Genomic DNA, 17,078 nt, shown 5'->3' on the forward strand with positions numbered 1-17,078 from the left:
TCCAAGGAAGCATACGGATCATGTCCGCAAAGAAGAGTCTGCCGGTTCGAACTCATGATCGCCGCCGAACGTTTACAGCATAACGACCACTCTCGGCCTCACGGGTCAAGTCCATGCAATTACGCATGTGGGGGCTTGCCCGCTCCCACATTAGGCTTGGCGTCAGCCTTTCAGTGCTGCATCTGCCCGAAATGACCGGAGTTAAAATCAGCAAACGCCTGATGGATCTCCTGCTCAGTATTCATCACGAACGGACCATGGCCGACGATAGGCTCGTCGATCGGTTCGCCACTGAGCAACAGCACCCTGGCGTCGTCGCTGGATTCCAGCGACAGTTGCGTGCCGTCGCGCTCAAACAGTGCCAATTGCCCCTGGCGCGCGATTTCTTCGCCATTGACCAGCACCGTGCCGCGCAGGATCACCAGCGCCGTGTTCCGCCCGGCGTGCAGGTCCAGGGTCAGCGCCTTGCCGGCGTTGAGGCGCAGGTCCCACACGTCGATCGGCGTGAAGGTGCGCGCCGGGCCTTTGGTGCCTGCGAACTCACCGGCAATCAGGCGCAGCTGGCCAGCCTCATTGGCCAGCGGCAGCAGCGGAATATCGCTGTCGACAATCGTCTGGTAACCGGCGTCGGCCATTTTGTCCTTGGCCGGCAGGTTGACCCACAGTTGCACCATCTCCAGCACCCCGCCGCTACGGGCGAAGGCTTCGGAGTGGAACTCTTCGTGGAGGATGCCCTTGGCGGCGGTCATCCATTGCACGTCGCCGGGGCCGATCGTGCCGCCAGCCCCGGTGGAGTCGCGGTGCTCGACTTCGCCGTCGTAGACGATGGTCACGGTTTCAAAGCCGCGATGCGGGTGCTGGCCGACACCGCGACGCTGTGTGGTCGGGGTGAAATCGGCCGGGCCCGCGTGGTCCAACAACAGGAAGGGGCTGATGTGCTTGCCCAGGGTGTCGTAGGAAAACAGCGTGCGTACCGGAAAACCGTCGCCGACCCAGTGGGCGCGGGGGCTGGTGTAGATGCCGATGAGTTTTTTCATGGTGTACCTCCAAAGTGCCTACACCATAAGTCCCAAGGGCCTTGGGGACTAGCCGGCAAACGCGGCGTTGTTCGTTCTATGCATAGGACAATCAACACGTCCTCAGTTTGTTTTTGCTGGCTGGGGACGCCGTCCCACTAGACCGACCTCAACCAAGGCCCCTGCACCGCGCTGACCCGATTGCGCCCGCTGCTCTTGGCGTCATATAACGCCTGGTCGGCATCGTTGAGCCAACTGGTCGAATCGCTATGCCCGACCCGATAAGGCGCCAGGCCGATGCTCAAGCTGACACGCAGGGTCGGGTCCTGGGCATAGGCCAGCGCATTGAAGCGATCGCGCAGGGTATCCATCACTTGCGTGGCGCGGTTGAGTGGCACGTCCGGCAGGATCACGCAGAACTCGTCACCGCCGTAGCGTCCGGCCAGGTCGGTGGCGCGCAGGTTCTGGCGCAGCACTTTACTGAGTTGGCGCAGGACGAGATCGCCGGTGACATGGCCGTAGGTGTCGTTGATCACTTTGAAATGATCAATGTCGATCAGGGCAATCACCGCGCCCTGCTGCCCGCCGTGGCAGCGCTGGAACTCGATGTCCAGATGGTCCTTCCACGCGCCATGGTTGAGCAGGCCGGACAAGCTGTCGGTGCGACTCAGGGCCAGCAGCTCACGCTTGTGCCCGGCCAGGGACACGGCCTGGCGATAGCAAATCCAGCCCAGGGCCAGCGGATACAGCACCAGGATCGGTAAACAGGCATACAACTGCGCCTGGCTGGTTATGCCGATGAACGCCGGGGTGAAGATCAGCAGCGACACGCCGACGCCCAACACCTGCGCCACCCAGCCCGCCAGCATGAAACGGGGACCACCGATGGCCACATTGTTCATGGTCATCATCGACAAGGTGGTGACGCTGGGCAGTGGGTTGAAGTGCATGGCACCGACCCAGAAGCCACCGCAAAACGAATCGAACAGCAGGTTGTGGCGCTCGCAACGCAATGTGTTGGCGGTGCGGCGTGCCCATTGATAAGCCAGGTGCGGCCAGACAAAGCCGTTGATCAGCATCAACACCCACACCCAAAGCGGTGGGTTCAACGCGGACATGCCGAAGGCCACGCAGGCAAAGCCAAGTGTCAGCCCCAACGTGCGGGTTTTGTACAAGCGGGTAGCGAGCGGAACTCCATTTCCTCCGGCGGCTGGCATGGTGAGGTGCGATCCTGGGTAGGTGCCTGGAGTCTATCAGGGCAACAGCATATCGCCACTACCCCTTGTAAGCTCAGCGCCGTCAGTGGGAAAAGCCCCGCGCCAGCATCCCGGCGACGCCCAGCAACAACAATGCCGTGATCCGTTGCAACCAGACCCGCCGCCGGGGGTTTTCCAGCACCGGCTTGATGCGCTGGCCAAAATAGCCATACAGGCAGCCGCTGGCGAACTGCAGCAATAGAAAGGTCAGCCCGAGGATAGCGATGTCCGCCATCGAGTTGTGCTCCCCGGCCCCGGCGAATTGTGGGAACACGGCGCTGAACATAATGATCGCCTTGGGGTTGGAAAACCCGGTCAGCAAGCCCTTGCCGAACAGACTGCGTGCGCCTTCCACGGCAACGACCCCGTCGATGGACACGCCGCTGCCGGTCCACTGTTTGTAGGCCAGGTAGAGAATGTAGGCGACGCCGACCATCTGGATACCCTGGGTAATGGCGAGGTTGCCTTTGATCAATTCCGAGAAACCCACGGCAAAGATCAGGATAGAGACCAGGTACGACACACTGGCGCCGAGCTGCGCCGGGATCGAGCCGCGCAAGCCGTCCTTCAAGCCCAGGCTCAGCAGCAGCAAGGTCATGGGGCCGGGGCTGAACGTCACGGTGGCGCAAAACAGCAGAAAGTAGAGAAACGAAGAGAGCGTCAACGCGCTTGTCATAGCCTTGGACCTTGGGAAGACAGCCGGAAAGTGGCCGGATAGCCGGCAGTCTAGGGCCGCGGCATTGCGCAGGGCAGGTAAAGTAAGGCCTAATCCGGCCCTACTTCACCGGTAAAATCACCAGCAAAGACAAGGAAGCCGCATGTTTGTATCCGCCATCGCCTTTCGGGCTGGCGCACCCAAGGTGCAACAGATCGTCGAGGCGTTCAGCCAGGCCATCGAGAACGGCGAATGGGCGCCCGGCAGCAAGTTGCCGTCGGTACGTGAGCTGACCCAGACCCTGGGCGTGAGCAAGTTCACCCTCAACGAAGCGCTGGACCGCCTGCGCGGGCGCAACCTGTTGACCTCGAGCCAGGGCCTTGGCCACTTTGTGACAACAGACATCATCCGCGCCGCCTCGACGAGCTGGGTCGACCTGTTGCCCCAGGACTTGCTCAGCGTGTTACGCCGGCCGCTGGTCACCGTCAATGGAGATCTGCGCCCCGGTGGCGGGCATTTGCCGGAGGAGTGGCTGAACAGCGAGGCGCTTCGCCAAGCCATGCGTAGCGTGGTGCGCGCGCCGTCGCTGCGCCTTGCCGGGATGGGCACGCCGGCCGGGTTCCTGCCGTTGCGCCAGGCATTGCAACACAAACTGCATGCCGAAGGGTTGTCGGTGCCGGTGGAGCAAATCATCACCACGCCCAACACCCTGCAAGGCCTGGACATGCTCATGCGCCTGCTCGCCCGCCCCGGCGACACGGTGCTGCTCGACGCGCCCTGCTACTTCAACTTCCACGCCAACCTGGCCCTGCACGGGATCAAGGTGGTGACGATCGAACGGCGCCCGGATGGCTTCGATTTCGACGCCCTCGAACAGTTGCTGGCCGAACATCGCCCCAGCCTGTACCTCACCACCAGTGTGTTGCATAACCCCACCGGGCACTCTTTCAGCCCCAGCCAGGCGTTTCGTCTGCTGCAACTGACCCGCCAGTACCACTGCCATATCGTCGAGGATGACCTCTACGGCGACCTGCATCCCAACCCGCCGCCGCGCCTGGCCACCATCGCCGGCCTGGACCAGGTCACCTACCTGTCGGGCTTCTCGAAAATCCTCAGCGCCAACACCCGCGTCAGCTACGTGGTGGCCGCGCCGCAACTGGCGGCCAACCTGACCCATATGAAGTTGATGAGCGGCGGCGTGACCTCGGAGCTGTTCGAGCAGATCGTCTACCGCATGCTCAGCGAAGGCAGTTACGCCCGGCACCGCAAGCGCATGGTGCAGCGCTTGCTGGAAGCCGGTGCGCGTGTCGAACAATGGCTCAAGCGCTGCGGCTGCCAATTGCCGATGGCGTATGAAGGCGGCATGTTCATCTGGGCCCGCCTGCCGCCGGGGGTGAACGGCGAACAGTTGGCCCAGGAGGCGTTGAAGCAGAACATGGTGCTGGCACCGGGGGCATTGTTCGGTTACGACCCGGCGCTGCCTGATTCGATGCGCTTCAATGTGGCCCACAGTGACGGGCCCGGGGTGCAACAAGCCTTCGAAACGCTGTTGCTCAAGGCTGTGCGCGAGCCGCGATCACTATCGACATGAAGGCTCATCGGCGATGCGCCAACGACCTGACGCAGCGATCGCCCAGGCTTTGCACGCCCTGCACGAGCACCACCAACACCACCACCGTCACCACCATGATCTGGTTGTTGAAACGCTGGTAGCCATAGCGAATCGCCAAGTCGCCCAACCCACCGCCGCCGATCACCCCGGCCATGGAAGAAAACCCGATCAGCATCACCAGCGTCAACGTGACCCCGGCCACCAGCGCCGGCAAGGCTTCGGGCAGCAGCACCTTGAAAATCACATGGCGGATATCGCCGCCCATGGCCACGATTGCCTCGATGCGGCCCTTGTCCACGTCATCCAGGGCGGTCTCGACGATGCGTGCGAAAAACGGAAAAGCACCGATGGTGATCGGCACCACCGCCGCCGTGCTGCCCAGGGTGGTGCCGACGATCAGGCGGGTCAGCGGAATCAGCGCGATCAGCATCACCACAAACGGTAGCGAACGCCCCAGATTGATCACCGCACCCAACGCACGGTTGAGCCTTGGCAGCGGGAACTGCCCACCCGCGCGGCTGATAAACAGCAGCACGCCCAATGGCAGGCCGATCAACAAGGTGAACAGCCCCGCCAGCAGCACCATGTACAGGGTTTCGCCGGTGGCGTTGAGCAGCAGTTGGAGAACTTCATTCCAGTCGGTTTTCATCCCGCCCTCACCACCTGCAGGTTGGGCGCCAGCGCGCGGCCCAGGCGCGAGGACGGGTCGGCCTGCAGTTGCAGCAGCGTGCCGCTTTCCACCACGCGCCCCGCCGCCAGGGAAACCGCGCTGTCGCAGATCGCCTTGACCACGTCCAGCTCATGGGTGATCAACACGATGGTCAACCCCAGTTGCCGGTTGATATCGCGCAACAGCGCCAGGATCGAAGCGGTGGTTTCCGGGTCCAGGGCGCTGGTGGCTTCATCCGACAATAAATACGCCGGGCGCGCGGCCAGTGCGCGGGCGATGCCGACACGCTGCTTCTGCCCACCGGAGAGTTGCGAAGGAAACGCCGCCGCCTTGTCGCTCAAGCCAACCAACGCCAGCAACTGCGCCACCCGCGCGACGCGCTCGGCCTTGGGCACCCCGGCAATCTCCAACGGCACCGCGACGTTATCCGCCACGTTGCGCGAGTGCAGCAGGTTGAACCCCTGGAAGATCATGCCGATGCGCTGGCGTTGCTGGCGCAGCGCCTTGCCGGTTAACCGGGTCAGGTCCTGGCCATCCATGAGGATGCGCCCGGACGTCGGCCGCTCCAACAGATTAAGGCAGCGCAGCAACGTGCTTTTACCGGCGCCGCTGCGGCCGACGATGCCGAAGATCGAACCATCGGCGATCTGCAACGACACGTTGTCCAGCGCCGCCGGCTGGCCGTCGGCGTAGGTTTTGCTGACACCCTCGACGACGATCATTCGAGCGCCACCGGGATCACCGAACCGGCATATTTCTCGCTGATGAACTTGGCCACCGCCGGCGAGCGCAGGTCTTTGGCCAGTTGCTGGATGCGCGGGTCCTGCGCCAGTTTGGGCGTGGTCACCAGAATATTTGCGTAAGGGTTGCCCTGAGCCTTCTCCAGCCCCAGCGCATCCTTGGCCGGTTGCAGCCCGGCTTCCAGGGCGAAGTTGCCATTGATCACTGCCAGGTCGACATCCTCCAGCGCCCGGGGGATCTGCGGCGATTCGATTTCCAGGATCTTCAGGTGCTTGGGGTTCTCGGCAATGTCCCTGGGCGTGGCCTGGTCCTTGGACGCATCGTTGAAGCCCGGCTTGAGGGTGATCAGGCCATTGGCTTGCAACAGGTACAGGGCGCGGCTGAGGTTGGTGACGTTATTCGGCACGGCGACGGTGCCGTTGTCCGGCACCTGGTCGAAGCGGGTGTGACGGTGCGAATAGATCCCCAACGGTTCGATATGCACGGTGGCCGCCACCGCGAATGTCTGGCCGAGCGCCTGTTCCTGGGCCTTGAGATACGGCAGGTGCTGGAAGTAATTGGCGTCGACATCGCCATGGGCCAGCAACTCATTGGAGTTCACGCCGCTGGGGATCTCGATGATGTTCAGCTTCAGGTCCGGGTCGAGCTTCTGCACGTATTCGAGGATTTGCGCATGGGGAATCGGGTCGGCGGCGACGCGCAAGGCATCGGCGGCCGCCACATTGAAAGCGCTCAGCAAGGCCGCCAGGGTTAGTGCGAATGTCTTCAACAGAGTGATCTCCTGATCAGGCGGACAGTGCATGGGGCAGTGTGGCGTCGGCGTAGAAACGCTGGGCCACATCCGGGTGGGAACGCAGGCGGCCCTTGAGGTAGTTCCAGCCGACGTCGCGCAGCAACGGGTTGCGCGGGTCGCTGGTGGGGCCGTGGGCATCGCGCAGCAGTTCGGGCGCCAGCGGGTACACCGGCACCACCGCATCCAGCTGCGCGCCGAGGAAAAACGCCAGGGACACGCGCTCGCTGCCCACCGGCGGCGACACCACGCGGTGGACCGTGGCGCGCAGATAGCCGTTACTGGCCAGCTCGAGCAATTCGCCGATATTCACCACCAGCGTGTCGGGCCGCGGCGCGGCGTCGATCCAGCGCCCCTCCTCCACTTCCACCTGCAAACCGGCCTGCTGGTCTTGCAGCAGGAAACTCAGGAAGCCGGAGTCCTTGTGCGCGCCAACGCCCTGGCGACTCTGCCCGGCGTGGCGACCGGGATAGCGGATCAGCTTGATATGTTCGTTGGGCTTGTCGCCGTACAGCGCGTCGAACGCATTTTCGGGCAGGGACAAGGCCTGGGCGAACGCGCGCAGCAGGCGCAACGACATCCGGGTCATTGCGTGCTGCCAGGCCAACACCCGAGGTTTGAGTTCGGGCAACGCCGCCGGCCATTGATTGGGGCCTTGCAGGCGCGCCCAGGCCGCGGGGTGTTGCTCAACGGCCAAGGGTTCGCGCTCGGCACCGACGTCGAACTGCTCACGCAGGTCCGGCTGGCCCCGGGTGATTTCCGAGGCCGCGCGGTTATAGCCGCGAAAGTGCGGGGAGTTGATCATCCCGACGGCCAGCTTGTCTGCCTCGGGCAAAGCGAAAAAAGCCCGCGCCTGCTGCTGCACCTCGGCCAGCAACGCCGGGGCGATACCGTGACCGGTGAGGTAGAAGAAGCCGACACGCCGCGCGGCAAAACGCAGCTCATCGAGAAACGCGCTGCGCTGCGCCGGGCTGCCATCGAGCAACGACAGGTCCAGCAGCGGCAAGGCGGTGATTGATTGCAGCATCGGCGGCTCACTCCATGAACGTCTTGGGGGAGCGATCAAGCTAAACGATCTTAAAAATCGGCAATAAATACCTTTTTAGAATTAGCTTAAGCCGTCGTCGGATCCGGGAGGACCGCGCAAGTAAAGCGCAGAATCGACAGCACCGGGCTGGCGTCGATGGCAAATTCCTGGCGGTTTAAGGCAATTAGTCGCCCCGTCACCTGGCCTCATTTATAGAAAAAATTAAATCGCCACAGGCCTAAAAACCAATTGACCTAAGATACTTATTGCACACTAACAATCTGCACTAGCATATGTGTACACCCATGCAAACGCCGCACCCGCAACACCTCCCTCTCACCCCGCCGCATTTAGAATAAAGCTACGAATGTTAAAATTTGTCACGTTTTGGCGGAATCAATTCGATTAGTATCTAACGCTAGCAGCGATTGAACTGTCGGCCTTGCATGCCAGAAAAGGGAGTAGGTGATGCATTTTTCCAACGTCCTCGCTATTGCACGGACTGCGTCTAAAACTGAGGATTTCAGAGCACTTATAGTTCGTACTGTACCGAATGATTTAAAAGTCGATACACGCAGCTACGGTCAACTAGTCGGTCATCATGAAGATCACGTCGACTATCGCGCCATCGTCATAGAAATCGACACACCTTCTGCCAGCAATCAAACCCTGGACATCATAAAAAAAACCAGGCACAAAAACCCGACCTGCCTGATAGTTGTCTTCATCACGTTTGCCTCTACTCAAAGTAAAACCAAATATTATTTGGCCGGCGCGGACTACTGCCTAAAAGCCACCGAAACTTCCCCTGAAGAAAAGTTGAGTTTAGTCGAGGCGTTTCTCAATGAAACGTATCGCTTGGACTGCTGCAAACTTATTCTCGATCAAGACCGGATGTGCATTTACGGCAACGACCAGAAACTTGAAATTTCCTTCATCGAAATGAAAGTTCTCGAGGCGCTGATCTATAACCGACTGCTCAGTCACGATGAAATCGCCAATGTTATGGGGCTCAACACCAAATTCTACGACTCTCGAGCCCTGGAGAAATCCATTAGCCGCCTGCGCAGCAAAATCAAGGCGCGCTATGGCGAAAATATCATTCAGAACATCCGTGGCTACGGTTACAAGTTGAGCCGTGGGATTATTTCCGCCCAGTATTTGCACCCAGCCCAAGAGAGACAGCATCGTGAATAACGAGAAAATATCGCCTGTCGCAATAGCCCAACCCAAGCTCTTCAGGCAAGCGATAGTTGAACGCAGCTGCGCACTTTGGGGCAATGAGATTCGCGTAACCAGCGCACATAATCTGCTCAATCTTCCAGAGCATTCGCAGCCCTTGTATCGCGCTCAACTTAAATGCGCCTACCGTGACGCCCTATCGCGCATCGACCCACGCATGACTGCCGATTTCAGTCATTTAACACTTGCTTCTGCACAGCCGGCGACTCATAAATTTCTGCGCATCGAGCAATCAGCGCTTATGTCCGACGACACGCTCAAGGAACTTATCCAGGTCGCGCATGTATTGGAAAGCTATAAGCAGCAACTCGTTATCAGTATAGAAAACCCCTTGGATGCACTTCCCGGCCCCACGGAGCGCCGCGCGATGGTGCGCCAACTGTATAACCTCAAAGACCGCAGCAGTATCAAGCTTGCCTACAATAACTACACACTGGATACAAAGCAGGCCGACCTGTTGATCGAACTGAAACTCTATGACTATATAAAAATGCCATTTCCGGATGCGCCCCTGAGACTGAGTCTGAATATACGCTCGGATTTTTTCGACCGGCTCTACGACCGCATGTTAGAGCTGATAAGCGCCAGCCGAGTCTCATTCATTGCAGACAAAGTTGAATTCTCTGACAGTGCAACACTCGCCAAACGCTTGCCTTTCAATTACTTTCAGGGCGGTTACTACTCGCCGGCCGAAAATTTATAACACTCAACCCACAGGACCATGGTAACCACTATGAGCTCACTCAAAAAACACCTGTCCACCGCTACGCCCATCTTTATTCCGCTGCCCGACTTTGCGTCGAATGTGGAGTTACTCTATGGCGATATCGCTTGCCCGCCGCGAACCAAGACAGCAGAAACCCAGGCAACCAGCACGCCATTGTTTGGCAACCAGTATTTCAATTCGCACTACACTAACAATTCAACTATCGAAAAACCCGACAGCGCCAATAACGCATCAACGCCGGTCATTTACAAAACATTACATCCCTATAATAAACTGGAACTAAATGTTCAACTCCACAGCACCGACAGGCCTCAAAAAGCACTGGCGACCCACACCGAAAAACCTCCGCTACAAGCACCTGACTACTGGACCTTTACACAACATGACCGAATGTTGGTCAAGGGTGGTTTACGCATTTCCTTGACCACGATTGAGTCAGCACTTATCAAAAAAATGTTACACCATGAAGAACGCGTGGTGAGTAAAGAAGAACTTATTCGCAATATTGGTCGCGAACCGGAGTTGTATCGCGGCCTGGAAATGTGCCTCAGCCGACTTCAGGAAAAATTCAAGCGCGTCAACGATGGCGAGCGTTTGTTCCGTTCAGTGAGAAATCGGGGCTATTGCTTGACCCAGAGGATAAAAAACCCCCTGGAACTCGCCCAGCAGTTTCGCTGAAAAAATATAATAATTCCAGAGTCGTTAATCTTGGCGTTGATCACGCTCCACTATCTGCCTTTTTATAACAATCCGTCTCACCCAGCAGCCACTTAACTATCGCTATGTGCCTGTTATAACTCGTCAGCTACTGCCCCCTGCCGTTGATTAATATCAATCTGTGCGCGCCTACGCGTGCCTGTCTATTTGGCTGTTTCAATGCCACGCCTCGCTTAAGCCTGCCACCATGAGTGGTCACCACTGGGAGCAGTAGTATGCTGAATAACCGGAGAATGCATCGTAACCTAACACCCAAAGGTCTGACCTTTTGGGGACAGTGGACGCTGGCGTCAAGTTTGGTCGTCACACTGTTATTTGCATTGGTTATTTTAAAGACTGGCCAGCTGGAATATCCCTACCGGGTATTGGCTGCCTTTAGCATATTGGCCTCGATCCCGGCCTATATGTTATGTGACGTCTACAGCAAGAAAGATGATTACGCAGTGGGACTGGGCCGACTCTTCATGGGCTGGTTACTTACCCTGCTGATACTGGTTGCGGTGGGTATCGCCTGCAATGCTAACGCGTTGTTCCCCGTCGAAATCCTGCTACTGTGGGCGGCGATTAGTTATGCCGTGCTGGCGCTCTGTTACATCCCTATCCACAGTCTTTCCCGCTATTACCACGGGCAACTTCACGAGCGACATAAATCGCTGATCGTGGGTACCGGTAAACTTGCCGCCGACCTGGCGAAAACACTTTCCCGGCAAAAACGCTCACCGCTGGTCGGCCTCGTCGGCGCCACGGCGACCGCAGCCCCGGGCGTGCAATCACAGATACTCGGCGAGCTGCCGGACCTCCCGCAGTTGATCCGGCAGCACGGTATCCGCAGGCTGTACATCACCCATTCGCTGCAGGAAGCCACCCATATCGAGGCGCTGTACATCAACCTGCTGGAGATCAGCGTCGATGTCATCTGGGTCCCCGACCTCAACAACATGCTGCTGCTCAATCACTGCGTGGCCGAGGTCGATGGCCTGCCGGCGATTTTCCTCAATGAAAGCCCGCTGACCAGCCGTCCGACCGCCGCACTGAGCAAGTCGCTGCTGGACAAAAGCGTGGCCTTGCTTGCGCTCATCCTGCTGAGCCCGCTGCTGTTGCTGTTCGCCGTGCTGATCAAACTGACCTCCCCCGGTCCGGTGATCTTCAAGCAGGACCGTCACGGCTGGAACGGTCAGGTGATCAAGGTCTGGAAATTCCGCTCGATGCGCGTGCATGACGACCACGAAGTACGCCAGGCCAGCCGCCATGATTCACGCATCACCCCCGTGGGGCGTTTCATGCGCCGCACGTCCATCGATGAACTGCCGCAGTTGTTCAACGTGCTGCAAGGGCACATGGCCCTGGTCGGTCCAAGGCCCCATGCGGTCGCGCACAATGACTACTACTCAGGGAAGATTCACGCGTACATGGCGCGCCACCGTATCAAGCCCGGTATCACGGGGCTGGCACAGATCAATGGGTGCCGGGGCGAGACCGAGACCCTGGAGAAGATGCAAAAGCGCGTCGACATCGACCTGCGCTACATCAACACCTGGTCACTGTGGCTGGACATCAAGATCCTGCTGAAAACGCCGTTCACACTGCTGTCCAAAGACATTTACTGAGGCAAACAAAGGGGGACTTCACGTCCCCCTTTCCTTGTCTATTCAGTGATCTTCTCGAAGTTCCGATAGAACAGGTCACTGTCGCGGCCATCGGTCATCGTATGCAGCGAATACGCGCGATTGAGGCGCGCGCCGCCATCGCGGGTCAGCGGCGCCCACACCAGATTGGCGCGGCGCATCGTCGACAGGCTCATCAGCTCATCAAAGGGAATTGACAGGTAAAGGCCTTTGTCGAAGCTGCCTTCGCCAAAGGCTTCTTTTGACGCGGTGGTGCGGGTGACCCAGGCGCCAATCCGCACGCCATTGTTGAACTCGCGCGACAAGTCCAGGGTGGCGCCCCAGTCCCGGGCCAGGTAGCGACCGACACTCAGCGCACCCTGTGTGTTGAACGGCAAGTCGGTGTAGCCGGTGATATGCCCCGTGACCGTGCGGTAGTCGCGCAGGCTGAAGTCCTGTTCGAACCCGCGCTGACGTACGTAGTTCAGGTCGGCGCCCAAGGCCCAGCGCTGGCCCATCGGCCGGTACAGCACCTCACTGCCGACACCGGCGTACATCGATTCCAGCAACCCGCCGTAGACCATGCCATACAGGTCCTGATCCAGTCGCACCGCATGGTTGAGCTGGAACGTCGGCACGGTCACGTCAGAGCTGGTCATGTACTTGCGCAGATCGGTACGCACGCGCGGCAAGCCGCTGGGCGCGTCGTAGGTGAAGCCATCGTAGTTGTTCAGCAGGTTGACGCTGAGCAGGCCGCTCCACCAGGTGTTGCGGGTGAAGCGGTATTCGGCGTCGAGGTCGGCGGAAATCTGATACAGCAGGCCATCCGGCCCGCCGACGTTCTGCTTGTAACCCAGCCCGACGCCGTAGCTCAAGGGCTTGGGCGCTTGGGTGTAAAGCAGCGTTTGCGCCGGGGCGCTGGGCGGGTTGACTTCGGTCTGGCGGTGCAGGGTCTGCAGGGGCTCGCGTTGGTTGACCACCTCGCGAAACGTCTCGCGGGGCACGCTGGTTTCTTCGATCGGCATGGCGTACCGCTCGCTCACCAGGGTGAACCAGCTGATCTGGTCATTGACGCTGTCGTCCAGGATACGGCTGGCGCGCCCCACGGCCTTGGCGCTGTAGAAATAGCGCTGCTGCTCGCCATACACCAATAACTCAGGGCCGCGCTGGGCAATACGCTGCACGTTATAGCCGGCATTGTCCTGCAAACGCTTGGACACCGCGGCCCAATCCACCTGATCCATCGCGACGCTCGGCGCCTGGGCGGGCAGCTTGGGGGCTGGCGGGTCGTAGGTTTTGACCGGCGCCTTGCGGCTGACGAAATTGGTGTGCAGGGTGATACCGAACATCGCCGTGTTGCCGCGTTCCCAGGCAGCACTCAGGTCGACGGAGTCGGCCACCTTGTAGACCAGCCCGAGGTTGACCGGCGAGTCCTGGCGCAGATGGTTGTTTCGAGGCTCGTTCTGGTAGTCGTTGCCCTCGTATTCCAGCTTGAGGCTCAACGGCGCCCAGGGTGTCTGGTAGGCGACGCCGCCAAACAGCGCGGGCCGGCCGCGGAAGTAACCGTTGGAGAAATTGCCGGAACCTTCGGCGGTGGGCCGCTCGTTGAAGCGATCACTCAGCGCGCCCAGCGGGTTGCCAAAATCGCCCCGGCTGCCCAGGTAACCCCAGGCGATGCCCGCACTGAAATCGAATTCGCCATAACGCTTGTTGGCCACCAGGTACTCGCTGGAAAACAGCCCGGTGCCGCCCAGGTCGAGCATCCCCAGCGCGACCTGGGGCAACCAGTGGCTTTCCTCGTAGAGACGCACTTTGGCGTCGACGGCCTTGTCCTTGTAGCTCTGGCTGCCACTGAACGATTCGGGGCCATAGGGGCGGTTGGTGATGGCGGTGTAGCGAAAGGTGCCTTCGAGCCAGTCCAGCGGTTGCGTGGAAAAACTGTAGCGACTGTAAGGTTCGGTGCGGTTGGCATTGACGCTGAGTTCGCCGGCCGGGGCCATGCGTGCGGTCGGGGTTTGCAACAGCCCGACCCCGCCAAAATCACTCTGGGTGTAACGCGGATCGCCGTGCGCGACGCCACAGGGCACCAGCAGCACGGCTGCAATACATAATTTCAAGGCGTGACCTCAGCCAGGGGTTGGGTGGCAAGAAACTCGGCCAGTTGTTGGTTCAGCTCAGGAGTGGGCGGTTCCAGGTCGTCGCTGCGCAGCGGCACCAGCAGCGTGCTGCCCGGTGCAGGCGCGGCCGCCGTCTCGCGGTTCCAGGGGGCAATGCCCAGGCGCGTGACCAGGCCGTCGGGCTGGATCAGCCACAGGTAGTCGACGTCGGCCCCCGCCACCGCCGGGCATTCGTCGAGGTAATCGCGTGCCGCCCGCATCGGTTGGAACACCAGGGTGCAAGGCTGCGCGACCGCGCCCAGGACGCGCACACCTGCCGGCCTGGGCGGGTAGATCAGTCGATCGCCGTCGCTGACCCGCAGGTTGGGCGCAAAGCCGACCTCCACCGCCACCGGGTCCAGCATCGCGCGTTGCCGGCCGGTCACCGGCAAGGCCTGCACCTGTCGGTAAACGCGCGCCGCCAAGTCGGCCCGGCTGTCGTACCCGGCGGCCAAGGCAGCCTGGCGCAACGTATCCAGGTCAAACAGCACACCGGCTTTGAGCCGGGCCTGGGGCTCGATCAATGGCTGGTGCAGCCAGGCCGCCGCCAGCCAATAGCCCTGGGCATCCGGTTGTGACGCGATGATCGCGTCGAGCAAGCGCGCCTCGGGCGGCAGGGCGATCGGCCCGGGGTGCAGGACTTGGCCGCTCACCGTCAGGGCGGCGTGGCATGCACTGGCACAACTCCACAACAGCGCCAGCGCCCATCGTTTGCGGGCGGTCATCGGGCCTCCTTGCGGGCGGGTTGCAGTTGGGTGATTTTCAACGTAAGGCGCGGGCTGAGGTGCTGTTCGCTTTGCACAATGAAGCCGTCAGTGGGGTCGACCCAATAACGGTTGCGCGCACGAAACCCCAGGGCCTGGGCTTCGATGTCCTCATCGACGCGCAACAAGGTGTAAGGCTTGTCGAGGATTTCGAGCGTCTCCATGCCCTCGCGGGTCAGGCGGCTGGTGACGGTGATGCCGACGCGATAGCCATCCACCAGGTCGATCTGCCGGCTGCTGCGGTAGCCGTCCGGCACGCGGTGCAGCCCCTGCTGGAACGGCGACTGCCCTTGCCAGCGCGTGCCATCCAGATCGGTGCCGAGGCCAACGGTACGCACCACCAGGCCATCGCGCATCAATAGCACCTGTTTGCCGGAAGCGACCCAGAACTGCAGGTCGTCGCGCTGACGAATCAACGCCATCACGCCTTCGCTGGACACCGTGGTCACTTTGATCTGGGGAAACGGCACGGCGTCCACCTGGGCCTGGCTCAGCGCCAATGGCGCAGGCCCGACGACGGCCGCCTTGAAGGTATCGAGCGAGGCCTGCATCAGTGGATTGCAGCCGCACAACAGCCACGCAAGGCACACGTAAATACCGGTTTTCACACTGTTCACGCAGGTTCCACCCTTATCGGCTGTTGGCTTCGCTCAGGTTGTTTTGGGTGGAAGCACCGGTACCGATGATCGAGGCGGAAGGTATCAACTGACTGATGACCCGGTTCCAGCGGGTGATATTGGCGGGGCCGACGAACACCACGTCCTGGGGCTGCACATCGAAGCGCGTGGCCAGGGCCATAGCTGCCGGGGAGCCGGCTTGCAGATGGAAGACCTTGGCCGGTTGCGTGTCCAGGTTCTGTGCGCCGCGGATCACGTAGATCGCATCGGCGTTCGAGGTGTTCTGGTTGATGCCGCCCACCGAGCCCAACACATCCGTGAGGTTCATGCTGCGTGTCTTGAAACTCAATGCGCGGGGCTGCATGACCTCGCCCATCACATAGATGCGCTTGCGGTCGTTGTAGGGCAGGTACAACTGGTCACCGTCCTTGAGGTAGATATCGTTCAAGCGCGACGGGTTGAGATTGAACGTGTCCAGGTCGAGTGTGTAGCGCTTGCCGCCGCGGGTCAGCGTGAGGTTCGAGAGGTCGGCATTGATCGGATCGACACCGGAAGCACCGATGGCCTCCATGACGCTCATCGGGGTGGTGGTGATCGGTACAGGCCCAGCCTTGAGCACTGCCCCGGTGATCACCACTCGCTGGCTGGCAAAACGCAGCACACTGATATCCACCTGGGGGCTGTCGATGTACTGACGGAGCTTATCGGTGATTTCACTGCGCAGCGCCGCGAGGGTGCGGCCCTTGGCAACCACTTCGCCCACGTAGGGGTAGAACAGGTTGCCGTCGGGGTTGACCAGGCGCCCGTTGGCATCGATTTGCTGCTGCGGACCGGAAGGCGCAGTCAATTCCGGATGGTCCCAGACCGTGATGTACAACGCATCATTTGGGCCGATCAAATAGGGCCCGGGTTTATAATCGAGCAGTTCTTTGGGAAGCGCATAAGAGACTTGAGTCGCCGCGTCCATGGCCAGCAACTTTGGAGTAATCGGGATCAACTCCACGCGACTGCTTTCAGCACCGCCCTCCTTGGTCATTGCCTCGGTGTCCATATATTGACCGGGCGCAAACATGCAGCCTTGTAACAATGCGGAGGCCACGACCGCCACAGAAAAAATACGCATCATAGTGCTAAGACACTCGCGATAAACGACAAGAAAAAAAGACTACTTGGGAGGGGTTTCCAAGCAGTCTTATAAAGCGGAAGGCGTTCTGTTAGTTGCCGGTACCGGTGGTACCCGTGGTGCCAGTGGTGCCTGTGGTGGTGCCTCCATTGGCGCTGCCACCGCTGCTGGACGCGGCGGCGACGCCCGCGACCAGGGCCGCGCCGACCAGCAGGGTTTCCCCCACCGTCACAGAGCCGACCACCGCGGTACTCAGGCCAAGCGGCAACTCGGCAGCCATGGCAGAAGTACTCAAGAGACTGAGCACAATAATAGCCAGTTGTTTTCTCATATCAGACTCCTTATCGATAGTGAGCATTTA

General features: G+C 60.2%; 17 protein-coding genes. 5 read left to right on the plus strand and 12 right to left on the minus strand.

Annotated elements, in window-relative coordinates:
- Positions 1-170 precede the first annotated feature (170 nt).
- The 3 genes from INT12_RS18385 to INT12_RS18395 all read right to left on the minus strand — a co-directional run bounded on the left by INT12_RS18385 (position 171) and on the right by INT12_RS18395 (position 2,948).
- Positions 171-1,037: a pirin family protein gene (locus INT12_RS18385; protein ID WP_193039917.1), complete on the minus strand. Its 867-nt coding sequence runs from the start codon at positions 1,035-1,037 to the stop codon at positions 171-173.
- A 137-nt stretch (positions 1,038-1,174) separates the two neighbouring features.
- Positions 1,175-2,233, minus strand: a complete 1,059-nt coding sequence (locus INT12_RS18390; protein WP_102617928.1) for a diguanylate cyclase — start codon at positions 2,231-2,233, stop codon at positions 1,175-1,177.
- Between the two features lie 82 nt (positions 2,234-2,315).
- A complete protein-coding gene (locus INT12_RS18395) occupies positions 2,316-2,948 on the minus strand; it encodes a LysE family translocator (protein ID WP_193039918.1) in 633 nt (210 codons plus the stop codon).
- Between the two features lie 142 nt (positions 2,949-3,090).
- Between INT12_RS18395 and INT12_RS18400 the strand changes: the two genes are divergently transcribed.
- Positions 3,091-4,518, plus strand: a complete 1,428-nt coding sequence (locus INT12_RS18400) for a PLP-dependent aminotransferase family protein (protein WP_193039919.1) — start codon at positions 3,091-3,093, stop codon at positions 4,516-4,518.
- A gap of 4 nt (positions 4,519-4,522) precedes the next feature.
- Here the strand turns inward: INT12_RS18400 and INT12_RS18405 are convergent, their stop codons facing one another.
- Genes INT12_RS18405 through INT12_RS18420 form a run of 4 tightly spaced genes read right to left on the minus strand, consistent with a single transcriptional unit; the run spans position 4,523 to position 7,767 of the window.
- Entirely contained in the window at positions 4,523-5,188 is a 666-nt protein-coding gene (locus tag INT12_RS18405) for a methionine ABC transporter permease (RefSeq protein WP_126586018.1), read from the minus strand.
- Positions 5,185-5,931, minus strand: coding sequence for a methionine ABC transporter ATP-binding protein (locus INT12_RS18410; protein ID WP_193039920.1), 747 nt, complete (start codon positions 5,929-5,931; stop codon positions 5,185-5,187). The genes INT12_RS18405 and INT12_RS18410 overlap by 4 nt, the downstream gene beginning before the upstream one ends.
- The gene (locus INT12_RS18415; RefSeq protein WP_226926243.1) at positions 5,928-6,722 is read right to left on the minus strand and encodes a MetQ/NlpA family ABC transporter substrate-binding protein; all 795 of its coding nucleotides are present in this window, start codon (positions 6,720-6,722) and stop codon (positions 5,928-5,930) included. Before INT12_RS18415 ends, INT12_RS18410 begins: the two co-directional genes overlap by 4 nt.
- 13 nt (positions 6,723-6,735) lie before the next feature.
- Entirely contained in the window at positions 6,736-7,767 is a 1,032-nt protein-coding gene (locus tag INT12_RS18420) for an isopenicillin N synthase family dioxygenase (RefSeq protein WP_193039922.1), read from the minus strand.
- A 468-nt stretch (positions 7,768-8,235) separates the two neighbouring features.
- On the opposite strand from INT12_RS18420, the gene INT12_RS18425 reads away from it, so the two are divergent.
- From INT12_RS18425 to INT12_RS18440, 4 genes are all read left to right on the plus strand, one after another.
- Positions 8,236-8,964, plus strand: coding sequence for a winged helix-turn-helix domain-containing protein (locus INT12_RS18425; protein WP_046488460.1), 729 nt, complete (start codon positions 8,236-8,238; stop codon positions 8,962-8,964).
- Positions 8,957-9,712 (plus strand): hypothetical protein, encoded by a 756-nt coding sequence (locus INT12_RS18430; protein WP_193058965.1) that lies wholly within the window; start codon positions 8,957-8,959, stop codon positions 9,710-9,712. The genes INT12_RS18425 and INT12_RS18430 overlap by 8 nt, the downstream gene beginning before the upstream one ends.
- 30 nt (positions 9,713-9,742) lie before the next feature.
- On the plus strand, positions 9,743-10,414 hold the full coding sequence (locus INT12_RS18435; RefSeq protein WP_193040459.1) for a helix-turn-helix domain-containing protein: 672 nt from the start codon (positions 9,743-9,745) through the stop codon (positions 10,412-10,414).
- 254 nt (positions 10,415-10,668) lie between these two features.
- Positions 10,669-12,060, plus strand: a complete 1,392-nt coding sequence (locus INT12_RS18440) for an undecaprenyl-phosphate glucose phosphotransferase (RefSeq protein WP_102617935.1) — start codon at positions 10,669-10,671, stop codon at positions 12,058-12,060.
- Between the two features lie 38 nt (positions 12,061-12,098).
- Here INT12_RS18440 and INT12_RS18445 read toward each other — a convergent pair whose 3' ends face one another.
- The 5 genes from INT12_RS18445 to INT12_RS18465 form a co-directional block, all read right to left on the minus strand.
- On the minus strand, positions 12,099-14,174 hold the full coding sequence (locus INT12_RS18445; protein ID WP_193040458.1) for a YjbH domain-containing protein: 2,076 nt from the start codon (positions 14,172-14,174) through the stop codon (positions 12,099-12,101).
- Positions 14,171-14,938 carry a capsule biosynthesis GfcC family protein gene (locus tag INT12_RS18450; protein WP_046383826.1) on the minus strand — a complete coding sequence of 256 codons (768 nt, stop codon included), beginning with the start codon at positions 14,936-14,938 and terminating at the stop codon, positions 14,171-14,173. Before INT12_RS18450 ends, INT12_RS18445 begins: the two co-directional genes overlap by 4 nt.
- Positions 14,935-15,594 (minus strand): YjbF family lipoprotein, encoded by a 660-nt coding sequence (locus tag INT12_RS18455; RefSeq protein ID WP_104903416.1) that lies wholly within the window; start codon positions 15,592-15,594, stop codon positions 14,935-14,937. The genes INT12_RS18450 and INT12_RS18455 overlap by 4 nt, the downstream gene beginning before the upstream one ends.
- Positions 15,595-15,607: 13 nt before the next feature.
- Positions 15,608-16,720 carry a polysaccharide biosynthesis/export family protein gene (locus INT12_RS18460; protein WP_079443579.1) on the minus strand — a complete coding sequence of 371 codons (1,113 nt, stop codon included), beginning with the start codon at positions 16,718-16,720 and terminating at the stop codon, positions 15,608-15,610.
- 88 nt (positions 16,721-16,808) lie between these two features.
- On the minus strand, positions 16,809-17,048 hold the full coding sequence (locus tag INT12_RS18465; RefSeq protein WP_046383829.1) for a hypothetical protein: 240 nt from the start codon (positions 17,046-17,048) through the stop codon (positions 16,809-16,811).
- Between the last annotated feature and the right edge of the window lie 30 nt (positions 17,049-17,078).

It is taken from the genome of Pseudomonas sp. K8 (assembly GCF_014889455.1).
GTDB classification, from domain to species: domain Bacteria; phylum Pseudomonadota; class Gammaproteobacteria; order Pseudomonadales; family Pseudomonadaceae; genus Aquipseudomonas; species Aquipseudomonas veronii.

Coding starts and splice junctions, on each gene's coding strand:
- INT12_RS18460 (WP_079443579.1), bottom strand. CDS start 16,720: ATGATGCGTATTTTTTCTGTGGCGGTCGTGGCCTCCGCATTGTTACAA.
- INT12_RS18405 (WP_126586018.1), bottom strand. CDS start 5,188: ATGAAAACCGACTGGAATGAAGTTCTCCAACTGCTGCTCAACGCCACC.
- INT12_RS18410 (WP_193039920.1), bottom strand. CDS start 5,931: ATGATCGTCGTCGAGGGTGTCAGCAAAACCTACGCCGACGGCCAGCCG.
- INT12_RS18425 (WP_046488460.1), top strand. CDS start 8,236: ATGCATTTTTCCAACGTCCTCGCTATTGCACGGACTGCGTCTAAAACT.
- INT12_RS18440 (WP_102617935.1), top strand. CDS start 10,669: ATGCTGAATAACCGGAGAATGCATCGTAACCTAACACCCAAAGGTCTG.
- INT12_RS18400 (WP_193039919.1), top strand. CDS start 3,091: ATGTTTGTATCCGCCATCGCCTTTCGGGCTGGCGCACCCAAGGTGCAA.
- INT12_RS18420 (WP_193039922.1), bottom strand. CDS start 7,767: ATGCTGCAATCAATCACCGCCTTGCCGCTGCTGGACCTGTCGTTGCTC.
- INT12_RS18465 (WP_046383829.1), bottom strand. CDS start 17,048: ATGAGAAAACAACTGGCTATTATTGTGCTCAGTCTCTTGAGTACTTCT.
- INT12_RS18450 (WP_046383826.1), bottom strand. CDS start 14,938: ATGACCGCCCGCAAACGATGGGCGCTGGCGCTGTTGTGGAGTTGTGCC.
- INT12_RS18385 (WP_193039917.1), bottom strand. CDS start 1,037: ATGAAAAAACTCATCGGCATCTACACCAGCCCCCGCGCCCACTGGGTC.
- INT12_RS18435 (WP_193040459.1), top strand. CDS start 9,743: ATGAGCTCACTCAAAAAACACCTGTCCACCGCTACGCCCATCTTTATT.
- INT12_RS18395 (WP_193039918.1), bottom strand. CDS start 2,948: ATGACAAGCGCGTTGACGCTCTCTTCGTTTCTCTACTTTCTGCTGTTT.
- INT12_RS18390 (WP_102617928.1), bottom strand. CDS start 2,233: ATGCCAGCCGCCGGAGGAAATGGAGTTCCGCTCGCTACCCGCTTGTAC.